This is a genomic window from Flavobacterium sp. P1_E4 (genome assembly GCF_056405915.1).
Genome location: NZ_JBFUBE010000004.1, coordinates 37,929 through 56,997 on the forward strand (window position 1 = coordinate 37,929; position 19,069 = coordinate 56,997).

Here is a 19,069-nt window from a genome sequence, read left to right on the forward strand (position 1 = left end):
AAAATGGAACATATATATCAAGACTTTTGCAAAGATATCGACCATCTTAAGGCAGTACTTAACTTAGCTGATAGTATTAAAAGTTTTTCAGCACAAAATAATGAACCAAAAATTGAAATACCTGAAAACAAGTATTTACAATTAGCCGAAAGTGTTCATTTAAATTCTCGAGACGCAAATTTTGGAATGGTTTTTATTCCAGGAACCATTGTTCTTTATTTAGGAGGTAGATTTGAATATTTCATTAAAACTTTGTTTGAAGAATTATCAATGTCAATAGCTTTGAAATCTAAAAAATTTGATTATTTACCAAAAGAATTTAAAGAAAATCTAATTTCGTTAACATCTGAAGTTATTAAATCCCCCGCAAAATACGGACACAGTGATAATGGTGTAAAAACTTTTATTACTAATCTTTCAAACAATGTAAATGGGATAGAGATTACTGACATTAACACAAAATGTCTGTCGATTACTAGCGAGAATATGCGCCCTCAAATACTTACAGATTTATTTAATAGAATTGGTGCTAAAGAAATTTGGGTAAAATTAGGACAACAAGCAAAACTTCAAACTTATTTTGAAACAGCTGATGCTGCTAAAACACAAAAAGATGCAACCAAATTTTTAAATGATTTTATGGACATTCGAAATAAAGTTGCACACCCATCAGGAAGTTTCCAATGGCCAGATACAAAAACTGTAATGAAGCATATTGAGTATTTTGAGGTGCTTGGTAAACTTATTTGTGAAATAGGATCTGTTTATGAAACATCAATAGTAGCAATTGGTCAAGAAAAAAAAGGAAAAGAAGATGAAAAAGCCAGCAGCCAACACTTGCTACAATAGATTCGGGCAATCGTCTTAATGGAAAAATGGTCTTGTATTTGTGAAGTTTAGGCAAACCCGATAGCGCGGATTTGCAATCCGTGCCCGCCACAATAAGCCACAATAAAAATCATATATAAATACAATTCACATTTATTTTGATATACGTTGTCGGCACGGATTGCAAATCCGCTATAAGTGCCTATCGATGCCTCTTTTTAGGTTTTCCACAGACTGACGTAAGCCAAACAAAACAAAAATATCATTATGAAAACGAATGCCCTAGCCCTGATGGGAATGGAAAGCCTTGTGAAGCAGCCTTGAATTTTTTCTTGACATAAAAGAGCGACCAGAGGAAGCTCCTTTTATATCTTAGAAAAAAACAAGGATACGAACAAGCTTGAAATGACAGCAGGATTAGCTCCTTATTACATTTACGGTGACTAAACAAAAAACTCCCAAGTTGCCTTGAGAGTTTTTTTATATAAATTTTTAAAAGCTTATGAATTAGCTTCAGCCGCAATTAGGTTCAATGCAGAACCTGCAACAAACCAACCTATTTGACTTGCATTATAAGTATGGTTGGCCAAGATGATATCTTTGCTTCCATCAGCGTGAACGAATTCTATACTTAATGGTTTTCCTGGAGCGAAATCAACCAAATCAGTGAAGTTGATCGTGTCATCTTCTTGGATTTTGTCATAATCAGCTTCGTTGGCAAATGTCAATCCTAACAATCCCTGTTTTTTAAGGTTCGTTTCGTGGATACGGGCAAATGATTTAACCAATACTGCTTTTACACCCAAGAAACGAGGCTCCATAGCGGCATGCTCGCGAGAAGATCCTTCACCATAGTTGTGATCTCCCACAACAATAGAAGGTATTCCAGCTGCTTTGTAGGCACGCGCCACAGCAGGAACTGCCTCATAAGCACCTGTCAATTGGTTTTTAACCGAATTTGCAGTTTGGTTGAATGCATTGACAGCACCAATCAGCATATTATTTGAAATATTATCTAAATGTCCACGGAAACGCAACCATGGTCCTGCCATAGAGATGTGGTCTGTTGTACATTTTCCGAAAGCTTTGATTAGTAATTTAGCACCTGTAATGTTTTTACCGTCCCATGGATCAAATGGAGCCAATAACTGTAAACGATCTGAAGTTTCGCTTACTACAATCTTAACGCTTGATCCGTCTTCGGCCGGTGCTTGAAAACCTGCATCTTCAACATCAAAACCTCTTTTTGGTAATTCGTCACCAAACGGAGCGGTTAATTTTACAGCTTCGCCATTGTCATTCATTAAAGTATCTGTCAATGGATTGAAATCCAATCTTCCTGAAATAGCCAATGCAGCCACCATTTCTGGCGAAGTTACAAAAGCGTGCGTATTTGGGTTACCGTCTGCTCTTTTGGAGAAATTACGGTTGAATGAATGCACAATAGTGTTTTTCTCTTCTTTATCTGCTCCTGCTCTATCCCATTGTCCGATACATGGTCCACAGGCATTTGTAAATACTTTGGTTCCCATTTTTTCGAAAGTGGCAATGATACCATCTCTCTCGATAGTGTAACGAATTTGTTCCGATCCTGGATTGATTCCGAACTCCGCTTTTGGAGTGATTCCGTGCTCAACAGCCTGATTTACGATTGAAGCGGCACGAGCCATATCTTCATAAGAAGAGTTGGTACAAGAACCGATTAATCCCCACTCAATTTTTATTGGCCACCCGTTTGCAGCAGCTTCTGCTTTCATTTTTGAAACTGGAGTTCCGCGGTCTGGCGTGAAAGGGCCATTAATATGCGGCTCTAATTCTGATAAATTGATTTCGATAAGTTGGTCAAAATATTTTTCAGGATTAGCATATACTTCTGGATCTGCAGTCAAGTAAGAAGCTACTTTATCGGCAGCATCAACAACATCCTGACGATCTGTAGCCGTTAAATACCTGCGCATGGAATCATCATAACCAAATGTAGATGTTGTGGCACCAATTTCGGCACCCATATTACAGATAGTTCCTTTTCCGGTACAAGACATTGAAGTAGCACCTTCCCCAAAATATTCTACAATAGCTCCAGTTCCACCTTTTACGGTAAGGATATCGGCTACTTTCAGGATAACATCTTTTGGAGCTGTCCAACCCGATAATTTTCCGGTTAGTTTTACTCCTATTAATTTAGGAAATTTCAATTCCCAAGACATTCCGGACATTACGTCCACAGCATCTGCACCACCAACTCCAATTGCTAACATTCCCAATCCGCCTGCATTTACAGTATGTGAATCGGTACCAATCATCATTCCACCAGGGAAAGCGTAGTTTTCTAAAACAATTTGATGAATAATTCCAGATCCCGGTTTCCAGAAACCAATTCCATATTTATTAGAAACTGATGATAGAAAATCAAAAACTTCTTTAGATTGAGTATTTGCTACCGCTAAATCAGATTTAGCACCGTTTTTAGCTAAAATCAAGTGATCACAGTGAACCGTAGTTGGTACTGCAACTGTTTTCTTTCCTGCATGCATAAATTGCAGCAATGCCATTTGAGCCGTTGCATCTTGGCAAGCAACTCTGTCTGGAGCAAAATCAACATAATCAACTCCTCTTCCGTAAGCTTGTTTAGCAGCTCCATCCCAAAGGTGACTGTACAAAATCTTCTCCGTTAAAGTAAGCGGGCGACCAACTATCTCACGTGCTGCATCAACACGAGCTGTCATGTTGCTGTACACTTTTTTAATCATTTCAATATCAAAAGCCATAGTATATAATTGTTTTTGTTATTAATAATTTAAACATTACAAGTTACGAAAAAAATTAAGTAGTTATAAAAAAATATGACTGTCCGCAGGGCAAACTCATGAGTCTAAATAATGGCCGCAGATTCGCTGATTAATTTATTGGAAAGCTGATTTTTTTTGATTTTAAAGAAATCAATTTGCGCTAATTCCGCTGAAAGCGGTTAATTCGGTATAGAAATTTCAATTAAAATCTGCGAATCTGCGGTAAAAACAACTCATGCGTTTGCCCTGTGACTATCAGTAGTTAGCGCCATTTCTTGTATCATGAGTTCGAAATTTAATGCTGTGAATCGCGGATAGTCATAAAAAAAGCCTGAATCATAAGACTCAGGCTTTTAAACTATAATTAACTAATTATGTGAATTATTTAACTAATAACTTATGTGAAGGTGCAAACTTAGTTAGGTTGATCCCTTCTACAGCAGTTTTATATTCTTCAATAGTTGGAGTTCTACCAAGGATTGTAGATAATACCACAACTGGTGTAGAAGAAAGTAATGATTCTCCTTTTTTACCCTCAGTATCCTCAACAACTCTTCCTTGGAAAAGACGAGTAGATGTTGCCATTACAGTATCTCCTTTGGCAGCTTTTTCTTGGTTACCCATACAAAGGTTGCAACCTGGACGCTCTAAATACAACATGTTTTCGTATGATGTACGTGCCGCAGCTTTAGGAACATTATCGTCAAATTCGAAACCAGAATATTTTTGTAAAATTTCCCAGTCACCTTCTGCTTTTAATTCATCAACAATATTATAAGTAGGAGGAGCTACAACTAGCGGTGCTTTGAACTCTACTTTACCTTCCTGCTCATCAATATTTTTAAGCATGTGAGCTAGGATTTTCATATCTCCCTTGTGAACCATACAAGAACCGATAAATCCAAGATCTACTTTTTTAACCCCTCCGTAGAAAGATAAAGGTCTGATGGTATCGTGAGTATATCTTTTAGATACATCAGCATTATTAACATCTGGATCTGCAATCATTGGCTCAGCAATCACGTCAAGATCTACAACAACTTCAGCATAATACTTAGCATTTGCATCTGGTCTTAAAGCTGGTTTTTCACCTGATATAATCTCAGCGATTCTCTTATCAGCTATAGCGATCAATCCTTTAAGAACTTCATTTTTGTTATCCATTCCCTTGTCAATCATAATCTGAATTCTACCCTTTGCCATCTCTAGAGATTCAATCAAAGTATAATCTTCAGAAATACAGATAGAAGCCTTTGCTTTCATTTCTGCTGTCCAGTCCGTAAACGTAAACGCTTGATCCGCATTAAGAGTCCCTAAGTGAACCTCAATAATTCTTCCTTGGAATACATTCTCTCCACCAAATGTTTTAAGCATTTGAGCTTGTGTAGCATGAACCACATCACGGAAATCCATATACCCTTTCATATCTCCTTTGAAAGTTACCTTTACTGATTCTGGAATTGGCATTGAAGCTTCACCAGTAGCCAATGCAAGTGCAACAGTTCCTGAGTCTGCACCAAAAGCAACACCTTTAGACATTCTTGTATGAGAGTCACCACCGATGATGATAGCCCACTCATTTACAGTAATATCATTAAGTACTTTGTGAATTACATCAGTCATTGAGTGATAAACGCCTTTCGGGTCACGAGCAGTGATCAATCCGAAATCGTTCATAAATTTCATCAATCTAGGAATATTTGCCTTAGATTTATTATCCCAAACTGAAGCTGTGTGACAACCCGATTGATAAGCACCGTCAACGATTGGTGAAATCACAGTAGCAGCCATAGACTCTAACTCCTGAGAAGTCATCAAACCAGTTGTATCTTGTGAACCAACAATATTTACGGTAACACGAACATCAGAACCAGCGTGTAAAATTTTACCTGGAGTTGTTCCAACCGCATTTTTATTAAATATCTTTTCTACAGCAGTAAGACCTTGTCCTTCAATAGAAACCTCTTTTGACGGAGCATAAACTGGTACAATAGGAATACCTAAAGTCTTTGATGCAAATGTTTGCAATTTTTTTCCAAAAACAATAGCGTAAGATCCACCTGCTTTTATAAATTCAATTTTCTGAGGAGTAAATGCCTTAGAAATATCGATCAATTCTTTATCGCCGTTATAAAGTTTCTTTGTTTTTGTATTGATAGTAAGAACAGTACCAGTAGCAACAGAGTAAACTTCTTCCAGAACAGGATCACCGCTTTCATTACGAACAACGTTACCATTTTCATCTAATTTTTTTACCCAGTTTTTAAGGTCAAGACCAATACCACCAGTAACATCAACAGTTGTTAGGAAAATCGGAGAAATACCGTTTGTTCCTGCAACGATTGGAGCAATATTAATAAATGGAACATAAGGACTAGCTTGCTTTCCACTCCAAAGTGCCACGTTATTTACACCTGACATTCTTGAAGAACCCACGCCCATAGTACCTTTTTCAGCGATTAACATCACGCTCTTATCAGGATTCGCATCTGCTAACGCTTTAATTTCAGCTTGTGCTTCAGGAGAAATTAAACATTTTCCATGAAGTTCACGATCTGAACGGGAATGCGCTTGGTTTCCTGGAGAAAGTAAATCAGTTGAAATATCTCCTTCACCTGCAATAAAAGTAACTACCTTAATTTCTTCTGCTATTTCAGGCAATTTAGTAAAGAACTCAGCCTTAGCATAGCTCTCTAAAATATCCTTAGCTATCTCGTTACCACTTTTGAAAGCTGCTTCTAAACGATCTGTATCCGCTTCATAAAGATAAACTTGTGTTTTCAAAACTTCAGCAGCTTGTTTCGCAATAGAAACATCATTACCTAAAGCTAAATCAAGTAATACCTTTATAGAAGTTCCACCTTTCATGTGTGCTAATAACTCTAAAGCAAAAGCAGGAGTAATTTCGGCAACTACTGATTGACCTAGAACGATTTCTTTTAAAAAATTAGCTTTTACATTAGCCGCAGGAGTAGTTCCTGGTACAACATTATAAATAAAGAATTTAAGAGAATCCTCTCTGTACTCGTTATTCAAATCTTTAATTTGTACAATGATTTCGCTTAGCAATTCAGCACCATCAATTGGCTTCGGGTTAAGCCCTTGGTTTTTTCTTTCTTCAATCTCTTGAATGTAATCCTTATAAGTCATAACAGAAGTCTTTTATAGGTATTTTTATTTTTTTGTACGCAAATTTAGGAATTAAAGCTGATAATTAAAAAAAATTTAATGGATGTGCCATTTTTAAAAATTATTATTGCAAAATAAAAGATTTCGATGCGTTAAAATAAGAAATACGCATATTTCACCTATCAAATTTACAAATTCAGCAATTCTAAAATTGGATTTTAACAAAAATAAAAACTATTGTTAAAACAAAAAGTGCCACATTCCCATTAGAACATGACACTTTTCAATAATTTCTTATTTTTTATTTTTAAATCAGCTTATCAATTATCATTTCCTCAGAAATCCCTTCAGCATCGGCTTTGTAATTTTTAATGATTCGGTGCCTTAATATCCCGGTCGCAACTGCTTTTACATCTTCAATATCTGGAGAAAACTTACCATGAAAAGCAGCATTGGCTTTGGCCGCCAAAATTAAATTCTGAGATGCTCTTGGTCCAGCACCCCAATCCAGATAGTTTTTTACAAATCCATTAGAAAGCGCATTATCAGGACGCGTTTTACTCACCAGTGTTACCGCATATTCCACTACATTATCCGCAACAGGAATTCGACGAATCAAATGCTGAAAATCTATAATTTCTTGAGCTGTAAACAATGCATTTACTTTTGTATCTGAGTCTGCAGTTGTACGTTTCACCACTTGCACTTCTTCCTCAAAAGAAGGATATTCCAGTTTTATAGCAAACATAAATCGGTCTAATTGCGCCTCAGGCAAAGGATAAGTTCCTTCTTGCTCAATTGGATTTTGAGTAGCTAATACAAAATAAGGCAAACTTAATTTATGATTGGCACCAGCAATAGTAACTGATCTTTCTTGCATTGCTTCTAATAAAGCCGCTTGTGTTTTTGGTGGAGTCCTATTGATTTCATCAGCCAAAATAATATTGGAAAAAATAGGACCTTTTATAAATTTAAACTGTCTATTTTCATCTAATATTTCACTCCCTAATATATCTGATGGCATTAAATCTGGAGTAAATTGAATTCTTTTAAAATCCAACCCTAAAGCTTGCGCCAATGTATTTACCAATAAAGTTTTGGCCAGTCCAGGAACTCCAACCAACAAGGCGTGACCTCCTGAAAAAATACAAAGCAAAATTTGATCAACAACCGCTTCTTGCCCAACAATGATTTTGGCAATTTCTTTTTTTAATTCGTTACGCTTTTCAACTAAATTTTGTATCGCTGTTACATCCGACATTTTATATCTTTTTTAAAATTAAAAAGAGTTAGTACTATGAAAACATAAAACTAACTCTTTTTATCTATTTAACGAAAATTATTTTTTCATCCAATTATTAGTAAAAGGACAATCTTTATATTCATCAACAATTTTAATGTATGTATCCTTTATTTTTGTATCAAACCATTTTCCAATAGCTTTAAATTGCTTTTCTTTTAAAGCCAAATCTTTAATTTTGATATAATCTTTAGCATAATCAGCAGTATGAGAATCTATTCTATTAGTTACAATCATAATTTTATAATCTTTCTTCCCTTGAACATCTTCTAGAAACGGCATAGATATTTCGTTGTCTTTTAAATTAGAAACTTGACTATATATAGAAGGATCCATTTTAGTTAATTCAAAACGAGTATCTTGTGTTTTTGGGTTCACCAAAGTTCCTCCATTAGCCCTTGTCTCTTTTTCATCCGACATTGTTCTTGCCGCTTCCGCAAAAGTGATTTCTTTATCCTCAATCTTCTTTCTTATCAAAGTAATTTTTTCTTTAGCTTCTTTCAAAGATTCTTGAGAAACTACGGGCGATATCAATATGTGTCTCAACTCGATTTCTTGACCCTTAATTTTTTCAACATAAATAATATGAAAACCATACTGAGTTTCAAAAGGCTCTGAAATTTCACCCTCTGCAAGACTAAAAGCCACATCTTTGAATTCTTTTACAAAAGGGGTTTTACGGGTCATTTTATAGTATCCACCATTTTTACTGGATCCAGGATCTTCCGAGTACAATACCGCTTTGGTCGCAAAACTAGATCCTTCAAGACATTCTTTTCTAAAACCATTGAGTTTATCAATTACCTTTTTCTTGTCTTCATCAGTAACTTTTGGTTTTATAACAATTTGAGCCACTTCTAATTCTGCACCAAAAACAGGCAAATCTGCAGAGGGTATCTTCTTGAAAAACTCTCTTACTTCTTCTGGTGTTATTTCTACCTTTTCAACAATTTTCTTCTGCATTTCTTTAGTTAATTGTTGCTCTTTCAACACATCAAAGAAATAAGTTCTAAATTCTTCCTCTGAATCCTTTTGATAGTATTTAACTAACTTATCCATAGATCCGATTTGCTCAATCATATAACTTAATCTTTCATCCATCTGACCTTTTACTTCAGCATCACTAACAATTATACTATCCTGAACAGCTTGATGTGCATATAATTTATCTTCTAATAATTTACCTAAAATTTGACATCTGGTTACGTCTTTTGCAGAACCTCCTGAAGCCGTAATCTCCAAAAAACCTTTATCAATATCAGAATCTAGAATAATATAATCTCCAACAGTCCCTACAACTCCATCAATCTTTAATTTTTTTCCAGAAGAAACTACTGGCTTAGCAACAGCAGCAACACTATCTTTTATAATTTCTTGAGCATTTACAAAGGTTAAAGCAGAAAACAAAAGAAAAAAAGTCAACACAACTTTATTAGTTATGGATTTCATTTGTACAATTTTTAAAGGCATTTTTTATATTTTATATTATTATTATTTTAAATAGGATTTGTTTCAAAAAAAAACGCATCCTACTCAAATAGAACACTTTAAAACAAATCATATTTATTTACTTTAAAGTTCTATGAATTAAAACACATTAATTCAGCAAAATACTTACAGTTTCCCGAATTTAAACCGAACAAAAATAACAATTCGATTGCATTAAACAAGTTTCCTCAGTAGTATTAACAAAAAATTATTAAGTTCCTTAACGCATGCATATTCATAGCTTCCAATTCAAAAATTGGATTCTATTTTAAAAGAACAAAATCTTAAAAAATTTCAATAAAACTTCATACTGACTTACTTTTCCCATCCCATTCATTTTATTCTTTTTTTAACAGAATACTATTAATTAATGTTATAAATATCAAATTAATATTTTTAATCAATTAAATCGCTTTTTATGTTTTTACCGATTCTCTAAAAAACATTTAATTTTATCAGAATCCCTAAAAAACAAATCCACAACCAATTAATTAATAGCGTTTTAAAATAATTTATAAACACTATATCGTTGTAGTTATCTTTTGAAATAAAAAATTTACAAATCTTCTTGTATTTTAAATACATTCGCTACGCTTAAAAGTTAATCCAATAATTTACAGTTAATTATAAAAAAACTTTAAATAAAATAGATTTGTATTAAGCACAAAATTTTTATTAAACCCAAAAAAACCAATTACCAACCAAAAATTAACCAAATTATGAAAAAACCAATTTTTAAAATGTATTTCTTAACCGCTTTACTGGTGGGACTTTATTCGTGTAATTCATCAGATGAAATCAGTAATTCAAACACTTCAGCTACTACACCTTTCAAGGTTATAAATGTAACAACACATGATGGTCGCCCATTCAGCCTAGGAATCACAAAAACGTCTCTAACAGGGAAATATGTGGACAATCCAGGAGGAGGAGTAATGATGCAAGCCTTTTACTGGGATGTACCTTCCGGAGGAAATTGGTGGAACACTGTAGGAACCAAAGTAACCGCTTGGGGGAATGCAGGTATCGGTTCTATTTGGCTACCTCCAGCATCAAAAGCGCAAAATGGGGCTTTTTCAATGGGATATGACCCAACAGATTACTTTGATTTTGGAGATTATAATCAAAATGGCTCTACAGAAACTCGGTTTGGTTCAAAAACTGAATTAGTCAATTTAATTACAAAAGCCCATGCCGAAAACATAAAAGTATATGCCGACATTGTAATCAATCATAACAGCGGAGGAGCTTCTGAAAGCAATCCATTTACAGGAACCAATACTTGGACAAATTTTACAGGTATCGCTTCTGGGAAATTCAAAAGAACATACGCGGATTTTTATAAAAACTCCTTTGGAAACAATGACGAAGGTGCATTTGGTGGATTCCCTGATTTATGTCATGCAGCTCCAAACGTACAAGACTGGCTTTGGAAAAGAACAGACGGTGTAGGTAAATATTACAAAAACACAATGAAATTTGACGGATGGAGATTTGACTACGTTAAAGGTTTTGGCTCTTGGGTAGTAAGAGACTGGAATGCAAATGTAGGTGGATTTTCCGTTGGTGAATTATGGGATTCTAATGTAAATGTTCTTAATGACTGGGCAAACAATGCAAACAGTTCTGTATTTGATTTTGCCTGCTATTATAAAATGAATGATGCATTTGATGGAAATAATCTGAATTTATTGACAGACGATATGATGTGGAAAAGAAACCCATATAAAGCAGTCACTTTCGTAACTAATCACGATACTGATGAAATTTGGGCAAAAGAATTGGCTTACGCATACATTCTTACACACGAAGGCTATCCAACCATTTTCTATAGAGATTATGAAGAATGGCTTAACAAAGCAAAATTGAATAATCTTATCTGGATTCACAACAACAAGGCAACAGGAAATACTTCAATATTATACGCTGATAATGACGAATACATTGCCAGAAGAAATGGCTATAATGGCAACCCCGGATTAGTCGTTTATATTAATAATTCCACAGCAACTCTAGAAAGATGGATTCAAACCAATTGGAGTTCAAAACAAATCAAAGACTTTACAGGAAATTCTACTTGGTACCCAACAACTCAGGGAGACCAATGGGTAAAAATACAATGCCCGCCAAAAAGCTATACTGTTTGGTCACTTAATATATAAAGATGATTATTTACAAATTAAAGCTATCCAGTAAGGGTAGCTTTTTTTGTTTTTTTTCGAATAATCACAATAATGAGCATATAACTACCTCTTTTATTATAACTATATTTTTTTATATAGAATTTATAAATAGTACTTTTGCAAACTATTGATATAAAAATATGAGTTTTTTAAAAGAAATACAAAGACGACGCACTTTTGGGATTATTTCACACCCCGATGCCGGAAAAACAACACTGACTGAAAAATTACTTCTTTTTGGAGGAGCTATTCAAGAAGCTGGTGCGGTTAAAAATAATAAGATAAAAAAAGGAGCAACGAGTGATTTCATGGAAATTGAACGTCAGAGAGGAATCTCGGTTTCCACTTCTGTTTTGGCCTTTAATTACAAAGAAAAAAAGATAAACATTCTTGACACACCAGGTCACAAGGATTTTGCTGAAGATACTTTTAGAACCTTAACAGCTGTAGACAGTGTAATTGTTGTAATAGACGTTGCAAAAGGGGTAGAAGAGCAAACCGAAAAATTGGTTTCTGTATGTAGAATGCGTAAAATTCCAATCATTGTTTTCATCAATAAATTAGACCGTGAAGGAAAAGACGCATTTGACTTGATGGACGAAGTGGAACAAAAACTTGGCTTAACAGTTACTCCTCTTAGTTTTCCCATCGGTATGGGATATGACTTCCAGGGTATTTACAATCTTTGGGAACAAAACATCAACTTATTTAGTGGTGACAGTCGTAAAAACATCGAAGAAACAATTGCTTTTTCAGATGTTCAAAGTCCTGAATTAGAAAAAATAATTGGTCAAAAACCTGCCGATCGTTTGCGTGAGGAACTGGAATTAATAGATGAAGTGTATCCAAAGTTTGATCGTCAAGATTATTTGGACGGAAAATTACAACCTGTATTTTTTGGTTCTGCATTAAATAATTTTGGGGTTAGGGAATTATTAGATTGTTTTGTAGCTATCGCACCATCACCAAGACCAAAAGATTCTGAAACTAGACTAGTAGACCCAAAAGAAGAAAAAATGTCTGGATTTGTATTTAAAATCCATGCTAATATGGATCCTAAACACAGAGACAGATTAGCATTTATAAAGATTGTTTCCGGAACTTTTGAAAGAAACAAACCCTATTTCCATGTTCGCCAGAAAAAGAACTTGAAATTCTCAAGTCCAAATGCATTCTTTGCTGAGAAAAAAGAAATAGTTGACATTTCATATCCTGGAGATATCGTTGGACTACATGATACTGGAAATTTCAAAATTGGTGATACTTTGACCGAAGGAGAAATTATGAGCTTCAAAGGAATCCCAAGTTTCTCTCCAGAGCACTTTAGATACATCAATAATGCTGACCCAATGAAAGCCAAACAGCTTGACAAAGGAGTTGATCAATTGATGGACGAAGGTGTCGCTCAATTATTTACATTGGAGATGAATAATCGAAAAGTAATTGGTACTGTAGGAGCATTACAATATGAAGTTATTCAATACCGATTGGAGCACGAATATGGTGCAAAATGTACTTATGAAAACTTCCCTGTTCACAAAGCTTGCTGGGTAAAACCAGACGATGCTAAGAATGAAGAGTTTAAAGAATTTAAACGCATAAAGCAAAAGTTCCTCGCAAAAGACAAATACAATCAGTTAGTATTTCTTGCGGATTCTGACTTTACCATTCAAATGACACAGAGCAAATACCCCAGTGTCAAATTATTTTTCACTTCCGAATTTGATTAAATTTTCAATTAGAAATACAAAAAAACGCCAACATAAAGTTGGCGTTTTTTATATATACAAATTAAATTTAACCTTAAATACTACTAACAAGATTTGCTGTTTACAGCTTTTTTCAAAAGCGTTTTCACCAATAAGTGGTTTGGCTCTCTACCGGAAGTTAAAATACTTTTTTTAGAGTAGAATGAATCACTAGAAAGAGTACTATTAACATCTTCTTTCGTTCCCATAAACCACAAAATAAAATTCATATTCGAATTCAATTCTGAAGTAGATGCTTTAACTTTTACTGGAGTTGTGTCATCAATATTACTATTTGAATTGATTGAAACTTCATTTGAAGAAATCTCAAAATCTGACTTTTGAGCAAAAATATTAGAACTTGCAAAAAATACGAACATAACTAAAACCCAAAATTGAATTTTATTATTGTTCATTTTTACTATTTTAAAAGTTCTATTCATTTTTTTCGTCTGTGATGAATTAAGGAACATCAACAGGACGCGAAACTAATTGAATAGATAAGCCAGAAAAAAAATAGTCGTTGAAGTGTAAAAAAAAACGTTTAAGTGCAAAAAATACGAAATCAAAATCGGTTAAGAAAAATTAACCTGTATTACAATTACAATTCAACATTAAAATAAGATGATTTTTTTTTTACAAATAATATAGGTAGCAATTTTTACCCTAAATAAAAAAAGACCCCATTTCTGGAGTCTTTATTTTAAATTATGCTTGTCCTGTAGGACCAAAATTAATGGGAATTGCAGGTTGTTCTACCTCTTTTATTTCACCATGAGTTACTTCAAAACGATGAATATTTTCACCTAACGCTTTGAGTAATCTTTTAGCATGTTGTGGAGTCAAAACTATTCTTGATTTCACTTTTGCTTTTGGAACACCTGGCATAATACATACAAAATCTAATACAAATTCAGACGAAGAATGATTAATTATAGCCAAATTGGAATAAATTCCTTCAGCTACCTTTTCATCTAATTCTATGTTAATCTGCTCTTGTTGTTGTTTAGAATTGCTCATAAAATTTATTTTTATCAAAATTCTCTCCCTACAAAAGCAGAGAGAGAACATTGAGGAAAAGAATTAATAAATATATTCTTCTTTATTAGCCATCATATCATTATAATCTTCTCTAGATCCTACAATTGCATTGTCATATTCTCTCATACCTGTACCAGCTGGGATTCTATGTCCTACAATTACATTTTCTTTCAATCCTTCTAATAAATCAACTTTACCTGCAACAGCAGCTTCGTTTAATACTTTTGTTGTTTCTTGGAAAGAAGCAGCAGAAATAAATGATTTAGTTTGAAGAGAAGCTCTAGTAATACCTTGTAATACAGGTGTTGCAGTTGCTGTAATTACATCACGTGCAACAACAAGGTTTTTATCTGTACGCTTCAATAATGAATTCTCATCACGCAACTGACGTGGCGTTATGATTTGACCTGGTTTTAAAATACTTGAATCTCCAGCATCTTCAACCACTTTCATTCCGTATAAATTATCATTTTGAACGATAAAATCTTTAGTATGAATCAATTGATCTTCTAAGAATAAAGTATCTCCTGGATCTTGAACTCTAACTTTACGCATCATTTGACGTATAACAACCTCAAAGTGCTTATCGTTGATTTTCACCCCTTGAAGACGGTATACTTCTTGAATTTCATTTACCAAATACTGTTGAACAGCAGCAGGTCCTTGAATTCTCAAAATATCATCTGGAGTAATTGCACCATCAGACAAAGGAACACCAGCTCTTACGAAGTCATTTTCCTGAACTAGAATTTGGCTTGATAATTTAACCAAGTATTTTCTAATATCCCCAAATTTAGACTCAATAACGATTTCACGGTTACCTCTTTTGATTTTTCCAAAAGAAACAACACCATCAATCTCTGAAACTACAGCTGGGTTTGAAGGATTACGAGCCTCTAACAACTCTGTAATTCTTGGTAAACCTCCTGTAATATCCCCAGATTTAGATGAACGACGTGGAATTTTAACCAAAACTTTACCAGCTTTAATTTTCTCCCCGTTTTCAACCATCAAGTGAGCTCCAACCGGTAAGTTGTAAGAACGGATTAACTCTCCTTCTTTACCGTAAACCAATAAAGTTGGTATTAATTTTTTGTTTCTTGACTCAGAAATTACTTTTTCTTGGAAACCAGTTTGCTCATCAATTTCAACCATGAACGATTGTCCTTGCTCTAAATCTTCATAAGCAATTTTACCAGTAAACTCAGAAACAATAACTCCATTATATGGATCCCATTTACAGATTACATCTCCTTTAGCAACAGACTGACCGTCACCTACAAAAATACTAGAACCATAAGGAATGTTATTGGTACTTAATAAAATACCTGTTTTTTCGTCAATTAATTTTAATTCTGTTGAACGAGAAACTACAATATCAACTGCGTTACCTTCGCTATCTTCACCTTTAACAGTTTTTAAATCTTCGATTTCTAGTTTACCTGCAAAACGAGTGATAATACTAGACTCTTCAGAAATACCTCCTGCAACCCCTCCAACGTGGAAAGTACGTAAAGTCAACTGTGTACCTGGTTCCCCAATAGACTGTGCTGCAATTACACCAACTGCCTCACCTCTTTGAGTCATTTTACCAGTAGCTAAGTTTCTACCGTAACATTTAGCACAAATACCTTTAGTAGCCTCACAAACTAATGGTGAACGCACTTCCACTTTCTCCACTGGAGAAGCTTCGATACCTTTCACTAATGCTTCTGTGATTTGCTCACCAGCATGAACTAAAATCTCACTTGTTAAAGGATTAATTACATCTTGCAATGCAACACGTCCTAAGATTCTTTCACCTAATGATTCAACAATTTCCTCATTTTTCTTCAAAGCAGAAACTTCAATACCTCTAAGAGTACCACAATCCTCGATGTTAACAATAACATCTTGAGAAACGTCATGTAATCTTCTAGTCAAGTATCCAGCATCGGCCGTTTTCAAAGCCGTATCCGCAAGACCTTTACGAGCACCGTGAGTAGAGATAAAGTACTCAAGGATAGAAAGACCTTCCTTAAAGTTAGAAAGAATCGGGTTTTCAATAATTTCACCACCACCAGCAGTAGATTTTTTAGGCTTAGCCATCAAACCACGCATACCGGTTAACTGACGAATTTGTTCTTTAGAACCCCTTGCTCCAGAATCAAGCATCATATACACAGAGTTGAAACCTTGTTGGTCTTCTCTAATGTTTTTCATTGCCAACTCTGTCAATTGAGCATTTGCTGAAGTCCATACGTCAATAACTTGGTTGTAACGCTCGTTATTGGTAATAAGACCCATATTATAATTCGCAGAAATACCTTCAACTTGTTCTCTAGCATCTGCAATTAATTTTGGTTTTTGTTCTGGGATTCTAATATCACCAAGAGAGAATGACAATCCTCCTTTGAATGCAAATTTATACCCCATATCTTTCATATTGTCCAAGAAAGCCGCAGTTTCAGGAACACTAGTAGAACTCAATACGTGTCCAATAATGTCTCTAAGGTTTTTCTTAGTCAATACGTCATTGATATATCCAGCTGCTTCTGGTACTACTTCATTAAATAATACACGTCCAGCAGTAGTTTGAATAATTTTATATACTAATTGACCCTCTTCATTAAAATCTTTTGCTCTAATTTTTACTTGAGCATTCAATTCTAATCTTCCTTCATTTAAAGCAATATTAACCTCTTCTGCAGAGTAGAAAGTAATTCCTTGCCCTAAAATAGTTTTCTCAGGTGTAGACAAACGCTCTTTGGTCATATAATAAAGACCAAGTACCATGTCTTGAGAAGGTACAGTAATCGGAGCACCATTTGCAGGGTTCAAGATATTGTGAGAAGCCAACATTAACAATTGTGCTTCCAAAATAGCCTCTGGTCCTAACGGTAAGTGAACCGCCATTTGATCCCCATCAAAATCCGCATTAAATGCAGTACAAACTAAAGGGTGCAATTGGATTGCTTTTCCTTCAATTAATTTTGGTTGGAAAGCTTGGATACCTAATCTGTGCAAAGTAGGAGCACGGTTCAGTAATACTGGATGTCCTTTAATTACATTTTCAAGGATATCCCATACTACAGGCTCTTTTTTGTCTATAATTTTCTTAGCAGATTTTACTGTTTTTACAATTCCTCTTTCTATCAATTTACGGATAACGAAAGGTTTGTATAATTCAGCTGCCATATCTTTTGGCAATCCACATTCAAACAATTTCAATTCAGGTCCAACAACAATTACCGAACGAGCAGAATAATCCACACGTTTACCAAGTAAGTTTTGACGGAAACGTCCTTGTTTACCTTTTAATGAATCAGATAATGATTTCAAAGGTCTGTTTGATTCAGTTTTTACTGCAGACGCTTTACGAGTATTATCGAAAAGTGAATCTACAGATTCTTGCAACATACGTTTTTCGTTTCTTAAGATTACTTCAGGAGCTTTAATCTCGATTAATCTTTTCAAACGGTTGTTACGGATGATTACACGACGGTATAAATCATTCAAATCTGAAGTTGCGAAACGACCTCCATCAAGAGGCACAAGAGGACGTAACTCTGGTGGAATTACCGGAATCACTTTCATAATCATCCACTCAGGACGATTCTCTCTGTTCAATGTAGACTCACGGAAAGATTCTACAACTTGTAGTCTCTTTAACGCTTCAGTTTTTCTTTGTTTAGATGTTTCATTATTAGCTTTATGTCTTAAATCATATGACAATTCGTCAAGATTAATACGAGCCAATAAATCCATAATACACTCTGCTCCCATTTTGGCAACAAATTTATTTGGATCAAAATCATCTAAATATTGATTGTCTGCAGGAAGAGTATCTAAAATATTCAAATATTCCTCTTCAGTCAAGAAATCTAATCTTTGTACAGATTCACCATCTGCATTTTTAGCGATACCCGCTTGAATTACTACGTATCTTTCATAGTAAATGATCATATCTAATTTCTTAGATGGAAGACCTAGGATATAACCAATTTTATTAGGAAGTGAACGGAAATACCAGATGTGTGCAATAGGCACAACAAGGTTGATATGCCCTACTCTATCTCTACGTACTTTTTTCTCAGTAACTTCTACACCACAACGGTCACATATGATTCCTTTGTAACGTATTCTTTTATATTTACCACAAGCACATTCAAAATCTTTTACAGGTCCAAAAATTCTTTCACAGAAAAGACCATCGCGCTCTGGTTTGTGAGTTCTGTAATTGATAGTTTCAGGTTTCAAAACTTCACCTCTTGACTCTTTCAAGATCGATTCAGGAGAAGCTAATCCTATTGAAATTTTATCAAATCTTTTTACAGGATTCTTATCTTTATTATTATTTCTATTATTCATCATAGTTTTTACTATTGATTTATTTGCAATTAAAAATTGATTTTGTAAAGACGAGCAGTGCTACGTTTCTACTACCTCGGATTACTTCTCTAAACTTCAAACTAAATTTTGAAGTGCTAGTCATAAAACATTTAAAGTCTTATAAAAAATCGGAACGGGTTACGGGCATAAATCCTAAAAACTCGTAAAAATGAGTAATCAGTCTCGAAAAAA

10 protein-coding genes are annotated in these 19,069 nt (G+C 34.4%); 3 read left to right on the forward strand and 7 right to left on the reverse strand.

All coding sequences use genetic code 11. From position 1 onward, the window contains the following. Window positions 1-3: 3 nt before the first annotated feature. Complete coding sequence (locus tag AC1DY0_RS05460; RefSeq protein ID WP_477187642.1) at window positions 4-849, forward strand: HEPN domain-containing protein; 846 nt, start codon at window positions 4-6, stop codon at window positions 847-849. A gap of 479 nt (window positions 850-1,328) precedes the next feature. Here the strand turns inward: AC1DY0_RS05460 and AC1DY0_RS05465 are convergent, their stop codons facing one another. The 4 genes from AC1DY0_RS05465 to AC1DY0_RS05480 form a co-directional block, all read right to left on the reverse strand. Beyond that, window positions 1,329-3,596, reverse strand: coding sequence for an aconitate hydratase (locus AC1DY0_RS05465; RefSeq protein WP_477187643.1), 2,268 nt, complete (start codon window positions 3,594-3,596; stop codon window positions 1,329-1,331). 402 nt (window positions 3,597-3,998) lie between these two features. Continuing rightward, window positions 3,999-6,767 (reverse strand): bifunctional aconitate hydratase 2/2-methylisocitrate dehydratase, encoded by a 2,769-nt coding sequence (locus AC1DY0_RS05470; RefSeq protein WP_477187644.1) that lies wholly within the window; start codon window positions 6,765-6,767, stop codon window positions 3,999-4,001. Window positions 6,768-7,053: 286 nt separating this feature from the next. Continuing rightward, window positions 7,054-8,007, reverse strand: a complete 954-nt coding sequence (locus AC1DY0_RS05475) for an AAA family ATPase (protein ID WP_326399494.1) — start codon at window positions 8,005-8,007, stop codon at window positions 7,054-7,056. 78 nt (window positions 8,008-8,085) lie between these two features. After that, a complete protein-coding gene (locus tag AC1DY0_RS05480; RefSeq protein ID WP_477187645.1) occupies window positions 8,086-9,516 on the reverse strand; it encodes a peptidylprolyl isomerase in 1,431 nt (476 codons plus the stop codon). A gap of 737 nt (window positions 9,517-10,253) precedes the next feature. On the opposite strand from AC1DY0_RS05480, the gene AC1DY0_RS05485 reads away from it, so the two are divergent. Continuing rightward, window positions 10,254-11,696, forward strand: a complete 1,443-nt coding sequence (locus tag AC1DY0_RS05485) for an alpha-amylase (protein WP_477187646.1) — start codon at window positions 10,254-10,256, stop codon at window positions 11,694-11,696. A gap of 161 nt (window positions 11,697-11,857) precedes the next feature. Then, the gene (locus AC1DY0_RS05490) at window positions 11,858-13,447 is read left to right on the forward strand and encodes a peptide chain release factor 3 (RefSeq protein ID WP_326399498.1); all 1,590 of its coding nucleotides are present in this window, start codon (window positions 11,858-11,860) and stop codon (window positions 13,445-13,447) included. A gap of 83 nt (window positions 13,448-13,530) precedes the next feature. Here AC1DY0_RS05490 and AC1DY0_RS05495 read toward each other — a convergent pair whose 3' ends face one another. The 3 genes from AC1DY0_RS05495 to rpoC form a co-directional block, all read right to left on the reverse strand. After that, window positions 13,531-13,881 (reverse strand): hypothetical protein, encoded by a 351-nt coding sequence (locus AC1DY0_RS05495; RefSeq protein ID WP_477187647.1) that lies wholly within the window; start codon window positions 13,879-13,881, stop codon window positions 13,531-13,533. Between the two features lie 292 nt (window positions 13,882-14,173). Next, entirely contained in the window at window positions 14,174-14,485 is a 312-nt protein-coding gene (locus AC1DY0_RS05500; protein WP_116795918.1) for a DUF3467 domain-containing protein, read from the reverse strand. Window positions 14,486-14,548: 63 nt separating this feature from the next. Next, the gene (gene rpoC / locus AC1DY0_RS05505; RefSeq protein WP_477187648.1) at window positions 14,549-18,859 is read right to left on the reverse strand and encodes a DNA-directed RNA polymerase subunit beta'; all 4,311 of its coding nucleotides are present in this window, start codon (window positions 18,857-18,859) and stop codon (window positions 14,549-14,551) included. Between the last annotated feature and the right edge of the window lie 210 nt (window positions 18,860-19,069).

Excerpts from the sequence above, each read along its gene's own strand:
- AC1DY0_RS05460 (WP_477187642.1), top strand. The coding sequence starts at position 4 with ATGGAACATATATATCAAGACTTTTGCAAAGATATCGACCATCTTAAG.
- AC1DY0_RS05465 (WP_477187643.1), bottom strand. The coding sequence starts at position 3,596 with ATGGCTTTTGATATTGAAATGATTAAAAAAGTGTACAGCAACATGACA.
- AC1DY0_RS05470 (WP_477187644.1), bottom strand. The coding sequence starts at position 6,767 with ATGACTTATAAGGATTACATTCAAGAGATTGAAGAAAGAAAAAACCAA.
- AC1DY0_RS05475 (WP_326399494.1), bottom strand. The coding sequence starts at position 8,007 with ATGTCGGATGTAACAGCGATACAAAATTTAGTTGAAAAGCGTAACGAA.
- AC1DY0_RS05480 (WP_477187645.1), bottom strand. The coding sequence starts at position 9,516 with ATGCCTTTAAAAATTGTACAAATGAAATCCATAACTAATAAAGTTGTG.
- AC1DY0_RS05485 (WP_477187646.1), top strand. The coding sequence starts at position 10,254 with ATGAAAAAACCAATTTTTAAAATGTATTTCTTAACCGCTTTACTGGTG.
- AC1DY0_RS05490 (WP_326399498.1), top strand. The coding sequence starts at position 11,858 with ATGAGTTTTTTAAAAGAAATACAAAGACGACGCACTTTTGGGATTATT.
- AC1DY0_RS05495 (WP_477187647.1), bottom strand. The coding sequence starts at position 13,881 with ATGAACAATAATAAAATTCAATTTTGGGTTTTAGTTATGTTCGTATTT.
- AC1DY0_RS05500 (WP_116795918.1), bottom strand. The coding sequence starts at position 14,485 with ATGAGCAATTCTAAACAACAACAAGAGCAGATTAACATAGAATTAGAT.
- rpoC (WP_477187648.1), bottom strand. The coding sequence starts at position 18,859 with ATGATGAATAATAGAAATAATAATAAAGATAAGAATCCTGTAAAAAGA.